Here is a 13,994-nt window from a genome sequence, read left to right as displayed (position 1 = left end):
CTTTTCTTATAATTCCACAATTTTTCCAGTTTCGAAGTAGACAACCCACTCACAGATATTTTTAGCGTAATCACCAATACGCTCCAAGTAGTTGATGACTTGGAAGTAATCACGTCCAGTGATAATCAAGTCAGGATTATGCTTGATTTCTTCCGTTGCCAACTCTTGAATACGATCATAATACTCATTAATCTTTTCATCGCGAGTCGCTACTTCATAGGCCGTTTCAACATCCCCTTTTAAGTAGAGCTCCAAGGTTGCTTCAACAAAGTCTTTGACTTCTCGACCCATTTTGCTAATTTCTTCTTCTACAACCTTACTACGAAGTTCTCCCTTCATACGGATGGTTGCACGGGCGATAGATACCGCATGGTCTCCCATACGCTCAACGTCAGATACAGCTTTTAAGACTGTCATCACCATCCGAAGGTCCTGAGAAACCGGTTGTTGAAGGGCAATCATCTCAAAGGATTTGCGCTCCAACTTCACTTCATACTCATTAATCTCCGCATCATCTTCGATCACCTGACGTGCCAGATCACGGTCATGAGTGACAAAAGCTCGAACCGTGCGGTTGATCTGGGTCAAGACTTCATTTCCCATGGCATAAAACTGGTTATGAAGCTTTTCTAAATCTTCTTCAAATTGTACACGTAACATTTACTTTCCCTTTCTTATCCAAACTTCCCTGATACATAATCTTCTGTTTCCTTACGAGCAGGGTTCAAGAAGATTTTTGAGGTGTCATCATACTCGATGAGGTCCCCATCCAAGAAAAAGGCCGTCCTATCCGAGATCCGACTGGCTTGTTGCATAGACCGCGTCACCAAGAGCATGGTGTAACGATCCTTCAAACCATAAAGTGTTTCTTCAATCTTTCCAGCAGAAATCGGGTCCAAAGCTGAGGTTGGCTCATCCAAGAGGATAATCTTTGGACTGGTTGCCAATACACGCGCCACACAAACCCGTTGTTGCTGCCCCCCTGAAAGCCCAATCGCTGAATCATGGAGACGATCCTTGACCTCATCCCAAATAGAAGCATTTTTCAAAGAGGTTTCGACTGCTTCATCCAAGACTTGCTTGTCCTTGACCCCATTGATCATGAGTCCGTAAGTGACATTGTCATAGATAGACATAGGGAAGGGGTTGGGCTGTTGAAAGACCATCCCGATTTCCTTACGAAGCTCCACCGTATCCGTCCGTGGACTATAGATATTGTGACCATTGTAGAGGACGGTTCCGGTCGTCGTCACCTCATGGTTCAAATCTCCCATCCGGTTGATGGCTTTGAGCAAGGTAGACTTCCCAGATCCAGAAGGACCGATTAAAGCCGTGATTTCTTTAGGGGTGAAATCCAGTGACACACTATTCAGTGCCTTTTTCTTATTGTAATAAACCGACAAGTCCTTGACTTGCAAAATTGGTTCTGTCATGTTTTCATCCTTATGTTATTTCAATGTTGCCAATTCCTATCCAAAGTGACCAGACACATAATCGTTGGTCGATTGCAGTTTTGCATTTTGGAAGATATTGGCTGTTTTATCATACTCGATCAAATCGCCTAGATAGAAGAATCCTGTATAATCGCTGGCCCGAGCTGCCTGTTGCATGCTGTGGGTCACGATGATAATAGTATAGTCCTTCTTCAACTCTAGCATGGTTTCTTCCAACTGAGCAGTCGCGATAGGGTCCAAGGCTGAAGCTGGCTCATCCATGAGCAAAATCTCTGGTTTAACGGAGATTGCACGGGCAATACAAAGGCGTTGCTGTTGACCACCAGAGAGGGTCAATGCGGACTTGTGCAAGTCATCCTTGACCTGATCCCAGAGGGCTGCTTGCTTCAAAGATTTTTCGACGATTTCGTCCAAGACCTTCTTGTCTTTGACACCTGCCCGCTCGTGGGGGAAGGTGATATTGCGGTAGATAGACTTGGCAAAGGGATTTGGTCGTTGAAAGACCATTCCGATATGCTTTCTCATTTCATAGACATTGATATCTGGACGGTTAACGTCAATCCCTTCGTACCAGATCTCCCCAGTCACACGCGCAATATCAATGGTATCGTTCATCCGGTTCAAACTTCTGAGATAGGTGGATTTCCCAGATCCAGAAGGACCGATCAAAGCTGTAATTTTATTCTTCTCAAATTGCATATCCACGCCTTTGATGGATTCATTTGAACCATAGTAAACATGCAAGTCTTTGGTCGAAAGGACCACTTTTTCTTCAGGAAAAGTAATGATATGTTTCTCATCCCAATTGTACTTTGACATTTCTTCTCCTTTTATGCTGAGGTTAATTTCTTATGGAGGTAAGTACCGAGCTTACGCGCTCCGAAGTTGAAAATCAAAATGAAGATCAACAAAACTGCAGCCGATCCAGCAGATACTTCAATCGCATCTGGAATGGTTCCTTCACTATTGACCTTCCAAATGTGGACCGCTAGGGTTTCTGCTTGACGGAAAATAGAGATCGGACTGGTGACACTAAAGAGGTTCCAGTTGCTCCAATCCAAGGCTGGGGCAGACTGACCAGCAGTATAAATCAAGGCCGCTGCTTCCCCAAAGATCCGCCCAGAAGCTAGTACGACACCCGTAATAATACTTGGCAAGGCTTCAGGTACCACCACGTGAATCACAGTTTCCCAACGAGAAATTCCAAGCGCAAGGCCGGCTTCCCTTTGTGTATGGTGGACATTTTGCAAACTATCTTCAATGTTTCGTGTCATCTGTGGCAGGTTAAAGACCGTCAAGGCCAAGGCTCCAGAAATAATCGAGAAACCATATTGGAACTGCACTACAAAGACCAAATAACCAAAGAGACCAACTACGACCGATGGGAGAGAAGACAAGATCTCAATACAGGTCCGAACCAAATTGGTCAATGGGCCCTTCTTGGCATACTCTGACAAGTAGATCCCTGCCCCTAATGAAAGTGGGAAGGAAATAATCAAGGTAATGACTAAGAGGAAGAAGGAATTATAGAGCTGAATCCCAATCCCTCCACCTGCTTGGTAAGAAGAGGATTTGCTGGTCAAGAAGGTCCAAGACACATGTGGCAACCCTCTAACCAGGATATAGAGAATCAAAGAAGCAAGAATAGTGACAATAATTCCAGCAATTGCATAGAGAACCCCTGTCGCTATCTTATCCATTTTTTTAGCGTGCATAGTTCTTCTTACCTCTTTCTTTCGTGATCAATTTGATAACGCTGTTGAATGCCAAACTCATCAGCAAGAGCACCAAGGCAAGTGACCAGAGAACGTTGTTGTTAACAGTTCCCATAACCGTATTTCCGATACCCATGGTCAAAATAGAGGTCAAGGTGGAAGCTGGCGTTGTTAAAGAATTTGGAACAACCGCTGAGTTTCCGACCACCATCTGGATAGCCAAGGCTTCACCGAAGGCACGGGCCATTCCAAAGACAACTGCCGTAAAAATACCTGAGCGAGCCGCCTTTAAGGTGACATGCCAAATCGTTTGCCAACGAGTCGCTCCCATAGCCATACTCGCTTCCCGATAGTGACGAGGCACTGCCCGTAAGCTGTCTGTTGTCATAAAGGTCACAGTTGGAAGGATCATGACAAAGAGGACAAAGACCCCTGACAAAATCCCAAACCCTGTCCCACCAAAGATGGAACGAACAAATGGAACCACCACTTGCAAACCAATAAATCCATATACAACAGAAGGAATCCCTACCAACAATTCAATAGCTGGTTGTAAGAGGCGAGCTCCCTTAGGAGAAACTTCTGTCATAAAGACTGCCGCACCGATGGCAAAAGGTGTCGCCACCAAGGCAGACAAAAGGGTTACAATGAAGGACCCCAAGATCATTGGCAAAGCCCCAAATTCTTTTCCAGATGGATTCCATGTGGATCCGAAAAGGAAACTAAAGACATTGACCTTGTTGACAAAGAAGGTCGATAATCCCTTTTGGGCTACAAAAATCAAAATCAAAGCTACAACAAAGACAATTAAACTCATACAACAGAAGGTAATGGTTTTACCAAATTTTTCCAAACGAGAATTATTGGACTTTGCGAGCATTTTTTTTGCTACTTCGTTCATTTTTTACCTAATTCTTCTTATTTCTTCGTAATGTTACCGTCAAGATCACGGCTGACTTTCATATCATTGATTGGGATATAGCCCATCTTACCAACGATTTCCTGCTGGACCTCATCTGTCATCATATAATCCAAGAATTTCTTGGCCAATTTACTTGGCTCTCCCTTGGTATACATGTGTTCGTAGGACCAAATTGGCCAGTTATTATTCACCACGTTTTCCTTAGTTGGTTCATAGCCATTTAACTTCATAGTTTTGACACTATCATCCACGTAGGTAAAAGCCAAATAAGAAATGGCACCTGGAGTCTGGGAAACAATGTTCTTCACCATTCCATTGGAATCCTGTTCCTGAGCCTGTTTAGGATCTTTCCCATTCATGATGATGTCATCGAATACGGCACGGCTACCGGATCCTACTGCCCGGTTCACAATGGTAATTTCGAGATCCTCACCCCCCAATTGCTTCCAGTTGGTATATTCACCAGTAAAAATCTTACGCAATTGTTCAGTTGTCAAATCGTCTACGGAAATAGTCTTATTGGCAATGATGGCTGTTCCTGCTACTGCCACTTGATGGTCTACCAAGCTAGAAGCATCGATTCCATCTTTTTCCTCCGCAAAGAGGTCACTATTTCCAATATCCACAGCTCCCGATTGGACCTGAGAAAGACCTGTACCAGATCCGCCTCCTTGGACATTAACAATCTTACCGGGATGTTCTTCCACATAACGATCTACCACCCCTTCAACGAGCGGTTGTAGGGCTGTCGATCCAACAGCTGTAATCGCTTCTCCACGGTCAATCCAAGATGCACAGGCAGATAGAGAAGCTGCAAGTGCTACTGTTGCTAGCCCAAGGACTAGCTTTTTGCATTTATTCAATGTAAGTCTCCTTGAATCAAAATCAAATATCGTTTAAATGTTATCTCTAAACACTTGGTCATCTTCTAGTATTCTAGCAAGAATCACTCTATTTCCACTATAACATAGAAAGACCGCATTTCCTAATAATTTATCTAAATCTCAAGCCTTTTGGAAAGAAATTTTTTAACGTTCGTCCCGTTACTTTTGCAAAGCCCAAACCATTGCCTCCAGCCAGGACCTGATACCATCCATTTGCGTAATCTTGCTCCAACTGAATGGTCTCTCCAGCCACGTACTTACTAAAGTCTGGATCCGACAAGCTGACTGATTTTTTCACTTGATCTGGTTTCAGAGCTAGGCCCAGAGCAAAGCTAGGTTCAAAGCGATTTTTCTTAAAGGTGCCAAGGTGCAAGCCATTGCGAGCAATCTTGACCTTTTTCAAATCAGGAAGTCCAGATGGTAAGAAATAAAGCTGATCTCCAAAACATTGGTAGAGACCCTCCAAGTCGATGGCTAAGCGGTCCTTGGCAAAAGCTTGCCACAACTTCTTCTGCTCAGCCGTTAGATTGGAACGTCCTTCCTTGAACTTCTTAACTTCAGGCTCTCCGTGATAAAGGAATTTAGCAACAAATTGCCCTTCACCCTTGAAATGATGAGGATACATACGGGCCGTTTCAGGATGTCCGATCCCTTCTACCATACCATTAATTTTTTCAATCGGTAGCAATTCTAGTTCATATTCTTCTAAAAGCCAAGAGACAATCTCTTCGTTCTCTTCCGGAGCCCAGGTACAAGTCGAATAAACTAGCTGCCCCCCTGGTGCCAGCATCTTGATAGCATCTGTTAAGATATCTCTTTGAAGACTTGCGCATTGAGCTGGATAATCTGGATTCCAGTAGTCCATGGCATCTGGCTGCTTCCGGAACATTCCTTCACCAGAGCATGGTGCATCCAAAACAATCAGATCGAAAAAGGCTGGGAAAACCTTTGCCAAACGTTCGGCTGATTCATTGGTCACCACGACGTTACGAGCACCAAAGCGTTCAACATTCTCGACCAGAATCTTGGAGCGTCCCTTGTGAATCTCATTAGAAATAAGGAGGCCTTGATTGCCTAAATAAGAGAGCAAGTGAGTCGTCTTTCCACCAGGGGCTGCCGCAAGATCCAAGACCTTCATACCCGGACTGGGATGCGCTACTTGAGCCACCATTTGGGCAGCGGGTTCTTGCGAGTAGACCAAACCTGTGACATGGGCAATGGATTTCCCCGATACCTTACCATAGTAACTCCAAGGCATGCCTGGAATGGGCTCATCGCCTCTGATTTGCACTTCCTTTAATGGATTGGTTCGATAGGCAGAAACGGCTGGTTCATCAAAAGTTTGAAAGAAGGCTTCAGCCTCTTCTCCAAGTAATTGGCGATACTTTTCTTTAAATCCTTGAGGAAAGGTCATGCGTTTTTTCCTTTCGTCAAAAAAGGTTGAATTTCATCTAGTTTACAAGTCGGCACCATCATAATGGGCTCCAAGGTCTCATAGTTGGGTTCTTTCCCTTCCAAGGTCAGGACCGAGTAACCTAGACACTCGCCCATAATGGCAGCAGCAGCATAATCCCAAGGCCAGATATAGCTAAAGTAGCCTAAAATACCACCAGATAGAATCTTGGTAAAGCTGATACCAGCGCTCCCATAGACTCGAATCCCCAAGCACTCTGCTCCCAGATCCGCCATGCCCCAAGCGTTGGATTTGAGCATGCCAACATTGGAAGCCACTAATAAGTCCCCAAGAGGCCGATTTTGAAATGGTTTCAGTTCTTTGTCATTGCAAAAGACTCCAAAATCCTTTCCACCAAAAAAGAGATGGTCGCGCATGACATCATAGATCAAGCCAAACTGGCCAATCCCTTCTTCAAAATAGGCAACCATTACAGCAAAATCTTCTTTTTGGGTCACAAAATTATTGGTCCCATCAATGGGATCAATCACCCAGACCTTGCCGGAGTGAATAGGCGCACGAAGCTCATCTTCTTCAGCGAAAATTTGGTCTTCTGGATAAGCTTCTAATATCTTATGGACTAAGGTTGCTTGCACTTTCTGATCCATCTGAGTCACCAAATCCGTCGGATTTGTTTTGACAGTAATCGCTAGCTGGTCATGTAAGTGTTCTCTTAGATAGCTTCCTGCTTCTTTGACAATGGTCTTAGCAAATTCTAATTTATTGATCAATCGAAAACCATCCTTCCCCTTTTTCTTTCGCAACTTTGGTTGCGCGGTAAAGTGAGTAGCCACTGACCTCTTCAAATTCCTTGCCCAGACGCTTTTCTTCGCCAATACTTGGGACAACTTTCTTAAAGGCCTTATAGGCTTCTAGGTAGATGCGGGCATCTGCCTTTTGTTCATAGGCTTGTTCAACCTGATTAAAAAAAGAAAGCACCGAAGCAAGCTCTTCAGTGCTCCACGATAAATCGAGTGGGTAACTATAATTCTTATTCATATTAATGGATCTCCGCTCTTAATGTAGCAGATCTTAACTCTTCCTTACGATATCCTCGAGGAAGAAATGCGCGGATTTCGTCCTCATTGAAACCAATTTGCATCCGTTTCTTGTCTAGAATAATTGGGCGACGCAAAAGACTAGGATTTTCCTCAATGAGCTTAATCAAAGCAGAAATCGATAAATCCTCTACATCAACATTTAACTTCTGAAAAATTTTAGAACGAGTTGAAATAATATCGTCTGTACCGTTCTCAGTTAGAGCTAAAATATTACGCAACTCCTCAGTTGTTAGAGGACTCGTCATAATATTGTGTTCCTTAAAAGGAACCTCATGTTTTTCTAACCAAGCCCGGGCCTTCCGACAGGATGTACAACTCGGAGACAAAAATAATGTAATCATGTTCTTCTCTTCTTTTTTTGGACACACTTAGCTAACTCTATTATACAAAATTATTCGGTGCTTGCATAGTGATTTTTGAATTTAGACAAAGAAAATTCTCCCCTTAAGGGAGAATTTCTAACAAAAGTTATCTGGTCCATTGACGAGCTATGATCTCATCCTGACGCAGTTGCTCCACAAGCGCTTCTACACTGTCAAATTTGACCATTTCTCGAATCTTGTCTAACCAAAAAATCCGAATCGTATGTCCATAAATATCTTTTGAAAAATCAAAGATATTGGCTTCAAAGCGAAGTTCCGTCCCATCAAAGGTCGAGTTTTTACCTACAGAGGCCATCCCACGATGACGCTTCCCTAGCACTTCTACTTCGACGACATAAACACCATCTTGAGGAAGATGTGTCCGATCGATAGGTGCAAGATTGGCTGTTGGAAAACCAATGGTTCGACCTCTTGCATCCCCATGAACGACAATACCACGACTGGATAGGGGATAGCCTAAAAGATTGGCTGCTTCTTTGACCTGGCCTGATGAAATAGCCTGCCGAATACGGGTCGAGCTGATTTTTTCTCCCTGGTCTAGGACAGGGGGAACCACTATGACTTGGCCTTTAAAATAGGTCTCCAAATCACTAGCTACTTTCTTGTCACTACCAAAGCTATAATCAAATCCTGCCACTAAGACACGCGCTCGAAGTGATGTTAGGTAGGTAGCAACGAATTCTTCAGCAGTATGAGCCGCAAAATCACTGGTAAAATCAATGAGATAAAGATCATCTACTCCAAGTTCTTCCATTCGTTTAAAGCGTTCCTCTGGATTTTGAAGGTGGAGGAGTAATTCTGGTTGGTAACGGGCAAAGGCCAATTTTGGAGATTCTGGAAAGGTCAAGACAGCTACTCGAAGTCCTTGCTCATCCGCAATGGCGCGAGCTGTCCGAAATAGCTCCTGATGCCCTCTGTGAAGACCGTCAAAATAGCCCAAGACAAGAACGGTATCTGCTTGAGCTTTTATTTCTTTTTCACTAGTTACATAACAAATGTTCATAAATTTATTGTAACACACTTTCTGTCAGAAAAACCTTGCGAGGTTTGTAAAGTTCTTCCCTTTTTTCCATAATGGCTACCAATTTCCCTTGGTAAAACGCAGCTAACTCTCTGGCTTCGCTCTCAACTGGAATAAAGCGTCCCACTTGGACTTCGCCAACCTCTTGGGCTGTCAGCTCTACTTTTTCCAAATCCCCAGTTCCAATCTCAAGTGGATGAAGGAAGCTCAAATCTCCTTGCCCTACTTTTTCAGCCACTTCTTCCAGGGTCAGGGCATCATCCAGTGACAAACCGGCAGCACTGGTTCGGGTCAGATGGGACATATGGGCTGCATAGCCTAGCTTTTGGCCCAAATCCACCGACAAGGTCCGGATATAGGTCCCCTTGCTGCATTTGACCCGGAAGCGAAAACGGGCTAGTCCTTCCTCGTAGCTAATCTCACCGATGCGCGTAAAGTCATAAATCGTCACCTGTCGGACAGGGCGTTCCACTACTTCTCCTGCCCGCGCATATTCATAGAGCTTACGTCCGTTGACCTTGACTGCTGAGTACATAGGCGGTATCTGCTCCATTTCTCCCACCATCTGGGCAATCATGCGGTCCACCTCTGTTGCATCTAAAGGGGCTTCCACTGGGGTCCGCTCTACGACTTCCCCACTAGCATCCTCGGTCGTTGTAGAATATCCCAAAGTGATTTCCCCCTCGTAGACCTTACCCTCATCCTGCATAAACTCTACCATGCGAGTCGCCTTCCCTACAGCAATGGGTAAAACGCCCACAACATCTGGATCCAAGGTCCCACCATGGCCAATCTTCTTAGTCCCTAATATCTTACGCAGTTTAAAAACCGCATCATGCGAGGTCATCCCTGCTTCTTTTTTTAAGTTGATAATACCGTTCATGTGTTGCTTTCTAGTTTCACTTTTTCTCATGTAGTAAATAAGTAATTATTATTTCTTTAAAATACCAGTAAAAACCAAAATAATGAATAATAGTATAAGCAAAACTGAAAATGAAATAAGCTTCATTTAATGCTTTAACTATATTTCTGTTATTTCATATTTCCCATGTAACCGAATTTAATTTATCAAAACTCAATTCATTTTATCTCGAACCCCTACCATGATATCTGTATATAAAACATCATTTATCTTACTTGAAATATAAAATATGGGTGTAGATTCTTCTAAGTCATTGTCAATCAATAAATTGGTTAAACCGTATATAGCCTTATCAAAGTTAACTGCTTCCTCCCCAGTAACTCTAGTTCCTACCATTCTAGGAACTAAAAAATAACTGTTATAAGCAGTCCCTTCAAGTAATTCATTCTCTCCTAAATAATCCTCATGAACGGGAAGATAGACTGTTATATTGTATGTCCCATCATCCAACTCTCCGATATGAGGACATGAGTAAAAGGGATTGCTTTTTGGGGTATACCCAGCCGCTACGGCTGTTTGAACCATATCTTGAAAGGCTACTGCAATTTCATCACCAGCAATGTTGTAATCGATACTTAAGACATTACTCATCATTAATGATTGATTCATACCATATGTAATTTCTGCCATTTTACTTCTCCACTGGGATAATCAAATCTACAAACAAATCATCATAAACAGGTATCAAGACCAGATACAACTTATCTTGCAACTCCCAACCGTGGTCTCTGATGTAATCCTTCATCTCGTAGATGGACTGGTCCAAACCATCTTCAAATGGCACACGTTTGCTGATACCCTCAATACTTAAACTGGCTTGGTATTTTAGTTGGCTAGTTGAATTTGTTTCAGAAATGACAGGTATATAAATGGTAACGTCCTGTTCTTCTTCATCAAACTGAGTTGGAGTCATTTCAAAAATGGTCGGACCATCTTTATAGATGCCATTGGTATAGGGTAAGAGTTCTGTATGGACAAACAACTCCAATAACTCTTCTCCACGAATATGGACCTGGTCTGTCATCAAATGTTCCATATGAATCTGGATTTCTTTAATCATGTTTCTTTTCCTTTTTAAATCTATTTTTATCAAATTCTTTATTTTGAATCAAATCCGAAGAAACTTCTATATGCTTAATTGGTCTTGTTTCCTCAATATCATGACGATGTTGGTAGGCATAGATAATTATAAACCACGTAGCATAAAACAAATGTCCAAAGGTCATCGAAAATAAGGATACACCCTATCCCCAAAAATATTCATATCCAATCATCGCTAAAAATATACAGACACACGATATAATAAGCGGGGGAGCGAATACAAAGTTAAGCATAAATTTGCTGGCTTTCTGCGAGATAATTTCTTCAGAGTCCAAATTGACCAAGCAGCTCATGACGACTATAACAATAATGGATTGAATAAGAGGGAGGGATAGCTTTAGACCAATAAAGTTATGGTCCCCACTCATAGCACCAAAACCAATAATGATATAAATATGACCAGTCAGATACATGAGATAGGTTCCAAAACTGGTTAATATCCCTCGCTTAAGATCCAGTAAAAACACTAGATTAAAAACCCAAACAACAATCCCTGCAATAAGCAGCCCTTGAAATAAGTCCTCATTTTTTAGAACCTCTAACCCTCCTGCCATAAACATAAAAAAGGCTATAGGATATAAAATAAAAATCCCATTTAACACTCCCCAATGTGGAACAGGGCCTTTTATTTTGCTTCGTTGAAATTCAAACGTTTTTTTAATTCGTTCCAGTATCATTTAAACCATCCTCTCATGCCTTTGAGAACTTTACTTTTTAAATCTATCACTGTCAAATTCTCGATTTGAAATCATATCTGGGTTTACCTTTATATGCTTGATTGGTCTTGTTTTCTCTATATCATGGCGGTGTTGGTAGGAATAGATAATTATAAACCATGTTTGATATAAAGCAGAGCCAAAAATCATTAAAAATAAGGATACTCCCCATCCCATTAAAAAATCATATCCAATGATAGCTAGAAAAATAAAGCAAAGAGATAAAAGTATTATCGGTCCCACTACAAAATTAAGCATAATTTTTCCAGTCTTCTCCGAGATAATTTCTTCAGAGTCCAAGTCAACCAAACAGCTCATGACGATAATAATTACAATGGCATAGATAAGGGGGAGAGATAACTTTAGAACAATAAAGTTATGGTCCCCACTCAAACTACTAAAACCAATAATGGTATAAACATGACCAGTCAAATACATGAGATAGGTTCCAAAACTGGTTAAAATCCCTCGCTTAAGATCCAGTAAAAATACTAGATTTAAAACCCAAACAACAATCCCTGTAATAAGTAGCCCTTGATATAAGTCCTCATTATTTAGAACCTCTAACCCTCCTGCCATAAATATAAAAAAGGCTATAGGATATAGAATAAAAATCCCGTTTAATACGCCCCACAGTGGAACAGGCCCCTTTATTATACTTCTTTGAAAGTCAAAATATTTTTTGATTCTTTCAATAATCATTTAAACCATCCTCTCATGCCTTTAATTAGGCTATTGGCACCTTTTTAATATTTCTTTTAATGCAGTATCAATAATAAATCAATAGGTAAATAATCTACTATTCACCTCTATCTCTCCAATTCTTTATGATAGTATAAATAAAATGTATCAGTATTGCTACTAAAAATGCGAACAAAGGGCGTAATGATACCAAGCTTACACCTACAACAAGGAAGGCTGATAAAAAATAGACGATAAACGCCTCTAACTTAGAAGGTCTTCTAGCCTCTGGAAGCATATCTAAATGTTCCTTCGTTATAGCTGAGCGATCATTGAATTGATAAAAGAAACGATATCTTGCAGATAAAGAATCAATATCTAAAAAGTCATATCCCCTAATATAATCAATTACGTAAAACATCAGTAAATTGTCAATTTCGTCAATATTTTCAGTATAGAGAGAAAAGTTTCTCTTTCCAGCAATTGCAATATTACTTGCAGCATAAACGGCAATCGGAATGCCATCTTTTGTGACAGGTGAAATATCTCCTTTACTACCTGAACCTACACTCGTCATTTCATAGTTATTTAAATTGAATTGAAAAACTCCATGCCAGTATGCTTGTTCCCATAAATGTTCAAATCTTTTTTCTTCATAATAAATCAAATCCTTATTTAACCCTCTTGCGACTATTCTTTTCTTCTTAGAAATGAATTCTGATACTTTCAAGACTAGAATTTCTACATCTTTTGCATATAGACGATAACCTTCATCTTCTTGAACGATTTCAATTCTTTCAGTCCAATGTTCATCATCAGGTAATTTTGACTCAAGGATAAATCCTTCTGAGTTTCCACGTAATTTTAATTGTATTTCCATGTTTTATCCCCCTATTAATAAGCCCAATCCAAATGGTCCTAGTTTCATTTTTGCCTCTGCTTTTTAGTATCTGGACAATGATTAACAATCATGACAGGCTCCACACCTTCTCTCACCCGAACAACACTCCCAATCGGTAAAGTAGTACATTCTGACATCAGTTTTCTCCTTCTAAATATTTCTTCGCTTCCTGAACATAAAAGAGTTCTGGATTTTCATGGGAGATGCTTTCAAACAAACTGCGAGTACGAGCTTCATCTCCTTTTAATTGGGCATTGAGAGCCCCGTAATAAGAAAACATGATTCGAGCTAGCCTATTTTCTGGTTCAGTGGTGTCGAAGTAGTCATTCACTTCTTTATTGAACAAAATATCTTTTATGGCATGGGCTTGAGCAACGAGTTTTGCCTTACCGTCTTTCGCATCTGGCGCCTTGGACAACTGCAATCGGAAGAACTCCCACCACATCAGGATCTAGCGTTCCCCCATGGCCAATCTTCTTGGTACCTAGGATTTTTCGCAGTTTAAAGACCTCATCATGCGAAGTCATGCCTGTTTCTTTTTTTACATTGGTAATTCCGTCCATCTGATTTACTCTTTTTAACTCATGTGTGACCATCCGGGACACCGACCCTTTATTATACCATGAAACGAGACTTCTTGTCCCTCTTTCCCACTTCCCATGAGCTTCCAAAAAAACCCGTAGCAGATTTCAGACTTTTTAAAATGGGTTTGATACAATAGAAAACGAAAGAAGGTGTAACATATGTTAATGTATGATGTTATTGTTATTGGATTTGGTA

19 protein-coding genes and 1 pseudogene are annotated in these 13,994 nt (G+C 41.4%); all 20 read right to left on the bottom strand.

All coding sequences use genetic code 11. The features are described 5' to 3' along the window. Positions 1–6 precede the first annotated feature (6 nt). Positions 7–660, bottom strand: coding sequence for a phosphate signaling complex protein PhoU (gene phoU, locus RCH62_RS00600; RefSeq protein WP_006596567.1), 654 nt, complete (start codon positions 658–660; stop codon positions 7–9). 14 nt (positions 661–674) lie between these two features. After that, the gene (pstB, locus tag RCH62_RS00595) at positions 675–1,433 is read right to left on the bottom strand and encodes a phosphate ABC transporter ATP-binding protein PstB (RefSeq protein ID WP_006597331.1); all 759 of its coding nucleotides are present in this window, start codon (positions 1,431–1,433) and stop codon (positions 675–677) included. A gap of 36 nt (positions 1,434–1,469) precedes the next feature. Then, complete coding sequence (gene pstB, locus RCH62_RS00590; RefSeq protein WP_048689960.1) at positions 1,470–2,273, bottom strand: phosphate ABC transporter ATP-binding protein PstB; 804 nt, start codon at positions 2,271–2,273, stop codon at positions 1,470–1,472. 11 nt (positions 2,274–2,284) lie between these two features. After that, the gene (gene pstA, locus RCH62_RS00585) at positions 2,285–3,169 is read right to left on the bottom strand and encodes a phosphate ABC transporter permease PstA (RefSeq protein WP_233331654.1); all 885 of its coding nucleotides are present in this window, start codon (positions 3,167–3,169) and stop codon (positions 2,285–2,287) included. Continuing rightward, positions 3,159–4,070 (bottom strand): phosphate ABC transporter permease subunit PstC, encoded by a 912-nt coding sequence (gene pstC / locus RCH62_RS00580; protein ID WP_048717261.1) that lies wholly within the window; start codon positions 4,068–4,070, stop codon positions 3,159–3,161. Before pstC ends, pstA begins: the two co-directional genes overlap by 11 nt. Before the next feature lie 17 nt (positions 4,071–4,087). Continuing rightward, positions 4,088–4,954 (bottom strand): phosphate ABC transporter substrate-binding protein PstS family protein, encoded by an 867-nt coding sequence (locus RCH62_RS00575; protein WP_023022832.1) that lies wholly within the window; start codon positions 4,952–4,954, stop codon positions 4,088–4,090. 130 nt (positions 4,955–5,084) lie between these two features. Further along, positions 5,085–6,389 (bottom strand): RsmF rRNA methyltransferase first C-terminal domain-containing protein, encoded by a 1,305-nt coding sequence (locus tag RCH62_RS00570; RefSeq protein WP_129822186.1) that lies wholly within the window; start codon positions 6,387–6,389, stop codon positions 5,085–5,087. Then, positions 6,386–7,159, bottom strand: coding sequence for an inositol monophosphatase family protein (locus RCH62_RS00565; RefSeq protein WP_023022828.1), 774 nt, complete (start codon positions 7,157–7,159; stop codon positions 6,386–6,388). The genes RCH62_RS00570 and RCH62_RS00565 overlap by 4 nt, the downstream gene beginning before the upstream one ends. Continuing rightward, positions 7,149–7,427, bottom strand: coding sequence for a UPF0223 family protein (locus RCH62_RS00560; protein WP_023026658.1), 279 nt, complete (start codon positions 7,425–7,427; stop codon positions 7,149–7,151). The genes RCH62_RS00565 and RCH62_RS00560 overlap by 11 nt, the downstream gene beginning before the upstream one ends. A gap of 1 nt (position 7,428) precedes the next feature. Continuing rightward, entirely contained in the window at positions 7,429–7,830 is a 402-nt protein-coding gene (locus tag RCH62_RS00555) for a Spx/MgsR family RNA polymerase-binding regulatory protein (protein WP_040803090.1), read from the bottom strand. Between the two features lie 127 nt (positions 7,831–7,957). Then, positions 7,958–8,875 carry a bifunctional riboflavin kinase/FAD synthetase gene (locus tag RCH62_RS00550; protein WP_023022823.1) on the bottom strand — a complete coding sequence of 306 codons (918 nt, stop codon included), beginning with the start codon at positions 8,873–8,875 and terminating at the stop codon, positions 7,958–7,960. 4 nt (positions 8,876–8,879) lie between these two features. Then, positions 8,880–9,776 carry a tRNA pseudouridine(55) synthase TruB gene (truB, locus tag RCH62_RS00545; RefSeq protein WP_236128056.1) on the bottom strand — a complete coding sequence of 299 codons (897 nt, stop codon included), beginning with the start codon at positions 9,774–9,776 and terminating at the stop codon, positions 8,880–8,882. 192 nt (positions 9,777–9,968) lie between these two features. Next, positions 9,969–10,445, bottom strand: coding sequence for a DUF5085 family protein (locus tag RCH62_RS00540; RefSeq protein WP_236128055.1), 477 nt, complete (start codon positions 10,443–10,445; stop codon positions 9,969–9,971). 1 nt (position 10,446) lies between these two features. Next, complete coding sequence (locus RCH62_RS00535) at positions 10,447–10,875, bottom strand: hypothetical protein (RefSeq protein WP_306474375.1); 429 nt, start codon at positions 10,873–10,875, stop codon at positions 10,447–10,449. A gap of 184 nt (positions 10,876–11,059) precedes the next feature. Further along, the gene (locus tag RCH62_RS00530; protein ID WP_306474374.1) at positions 11,060–11,593 is read right to left on the bottom strand and encodes a hypothetical protein; all 534 of its coding nucleotides are present in this window, start codon (positions 11,591–11,593) and stop codon (positions 11,060–11,062) included. A 30-nt stretch (positions 11,594–11,623) separates the two neighbouring features. After that, entirely contained in the window at positions 11,624–12,334 is a 711-nt protein-coding gene (locus RCH62_RS00525) for a hypothetical protein (protein ID WP_306474373.1), read from the bottom strand. 97 nt (positions 12,335–12,431) lie between these two features. Continuing rightward, complete coding sequence (locus tag RCH62_RS00520; protein WP_306474372.1) at positions 12,432–13,193, bottom strand: hypothetical protein; 762 nt, start codon at positions 13,191–13,193, stop codon at positions 12,432–12,434. A gap of 44 nt (positions 13,194–13,237) precedes the next feature. After that, positions 13,238–13,351 (bottom strand): DUF4176 domain-containing protein, encoded by a 114-nt coding sequence (locus RCH62_RS00515; RefSeq protein ID WP_306474371.1) that lies wholly within the window; start codon positions 13,349–13,351, stop codon positions 13,238–13,240. Further along, complete coding sequence (locus RCH62_RS00510) at positions 13,351–13,638, bottom strand: hypothetical protein (RefSeq protein WP_306474370.1); 288 nt, start codon at positions 13,636–13,638, stop codon at positions 13,351–13,353. Before RCH62_RS00510 ends, RCH62_RS00515 begins: the two co-directional genes overlap by 1 nt. Beyond that, positions 13,616–13,777: pseudogene (truB, locus tag RCH62_RS00505) on the bottom strand (tRNA pseudouridine(55) synthase TruB); the annotation flags it as partial. The pseudogene truB (RCH62_RS00505) and the gene RCH62_RS00510, both read right to left, overlap by 23 nt. Positions 13,778–13,994: the final 217 nt, after the last annotated feature.

It is taken from the genome of Streptococcus sp., from assembly GCF_030825805.1.
GTDB lineage: Bacteria > Bacillota > Bacilli > Lactobacillales > Streptococcaceae > Streptococcus.
This window is presented reverse-complemented; position numbering and strand designations above follow the sequence as displayed.

Excerpts from the sequence above, each read along its gene's own strand:
- phoU (WP_006596567.1), bottom strand. The coding sequence starts at position 660 with ATGTTACGTGTACAATTTGAAGAAGATTTAGAAAAGCTTCATAACCAG.
- pstB (WP_006597331.1), bottom strand. The coding sequence starts at position 1,433 with ATGACAGAACCAATTTTGCAAGTCAAGGACTTGTCGGTTTATTACAAT.
- pstB (WP_048689960.1), bottom strand. The coding sequence starts at position 2,273 with ATGTCAAAGTACAATTGGGATGAGAAACATATCATTACTTTTCCTGAA.
- pstA (WP_233331654.1), bottom strand. The coding sequence starts at position 3,169 with ATGCACGCTAAAAAAATGGATAAGATAGCGACAGGGGTTCTCTATGCA.
- pstC (WP_048717261.1), bottom strand. The coding sequence starts at position 4,070 with ATGAACGAAGTAGCAAAAAAAATGCTCGCAAAGTCCAATAATTCTCGT.
- RCH62_RS00570 (WP_129822186.1), bottom strand. The coding sequence starts at position 6,389 with ATGACCTTTCCTCAAGGATTTAAAGAAAAGTATCGCCAATTACTTGGA.
- RCH62_RS00560 (WP_023026658.1), bottom strand. The coding sequence starts at position 7,427 with ATGAATAAGAATTATAGTTACCCACTCGATTTATCGTGGAGCACTGAA.
- RCH62_RS00555 (WP_040803090.1), bottom strand. The coding sequence starts at position 7,830 with ATGATTACATTATTTTTGTCTCCGAGTTGTACATCCTGTCGGAAGGCC.
- RCH62_RS00550 (WP_023022823.1), bottom strand. The coding sequence starts at position 8,875 with ATGAACATTTGTTATGTAACTAGTGAAAAAGAAATAAAAGCTCAAGCA.
- truB (WP_236128056.1), bottom strand. The coding sequence starts at position 9,776 with ATGAACGGTATTATCAACTTAAAAAAAGAAGCAGGGATGACCTCGCAT.
- RCH62_RS00540 (WP_236128055.1), bottom strand. The coding sequence starts at position 10,445 with ATGGCAGAAATTACATATGGTATGAATCAATCATTAATGATGAGTAAT.
- RCH62_RS00535 (WP_306474375.1), bottom strand. The coding sequence starts at position 10,875 with ATGATTAAAGAAATCCAGATTCATATGGAACATTTGATGACAGACCAG.
- RCH62_RS00530 (WP_306474374.1), bottom strand. The coding sequence starts at position 11,593 with ATGATACTGGAACGAATTAAAAAAACGTTTGAATTTCAACGAAGCAAA.
- RCH62_RS00525 (WP_306474373.1), bottom strand. The coding sequence starts at position 12,334 with ATGATTATTGAAAGAATCAAAAAATATTTTGACTTTCAAAGAAGTATA.
- RCH62_RS00520 (WP_306474372.1), bottom strand. The coding sequence starts at position 13,193 with ATGGAAATACAATTAAAATTACGTGGAAACTCAGAAGGATTTATCCTT.
- RCH62_RS00515 (WP_306474371.1), bottom strand. The coding sequence starts at position 13,351 with ATGTCAGAATGTACTACTTTACCGATTGGGAGTGTTGTTCGGGTGAGA.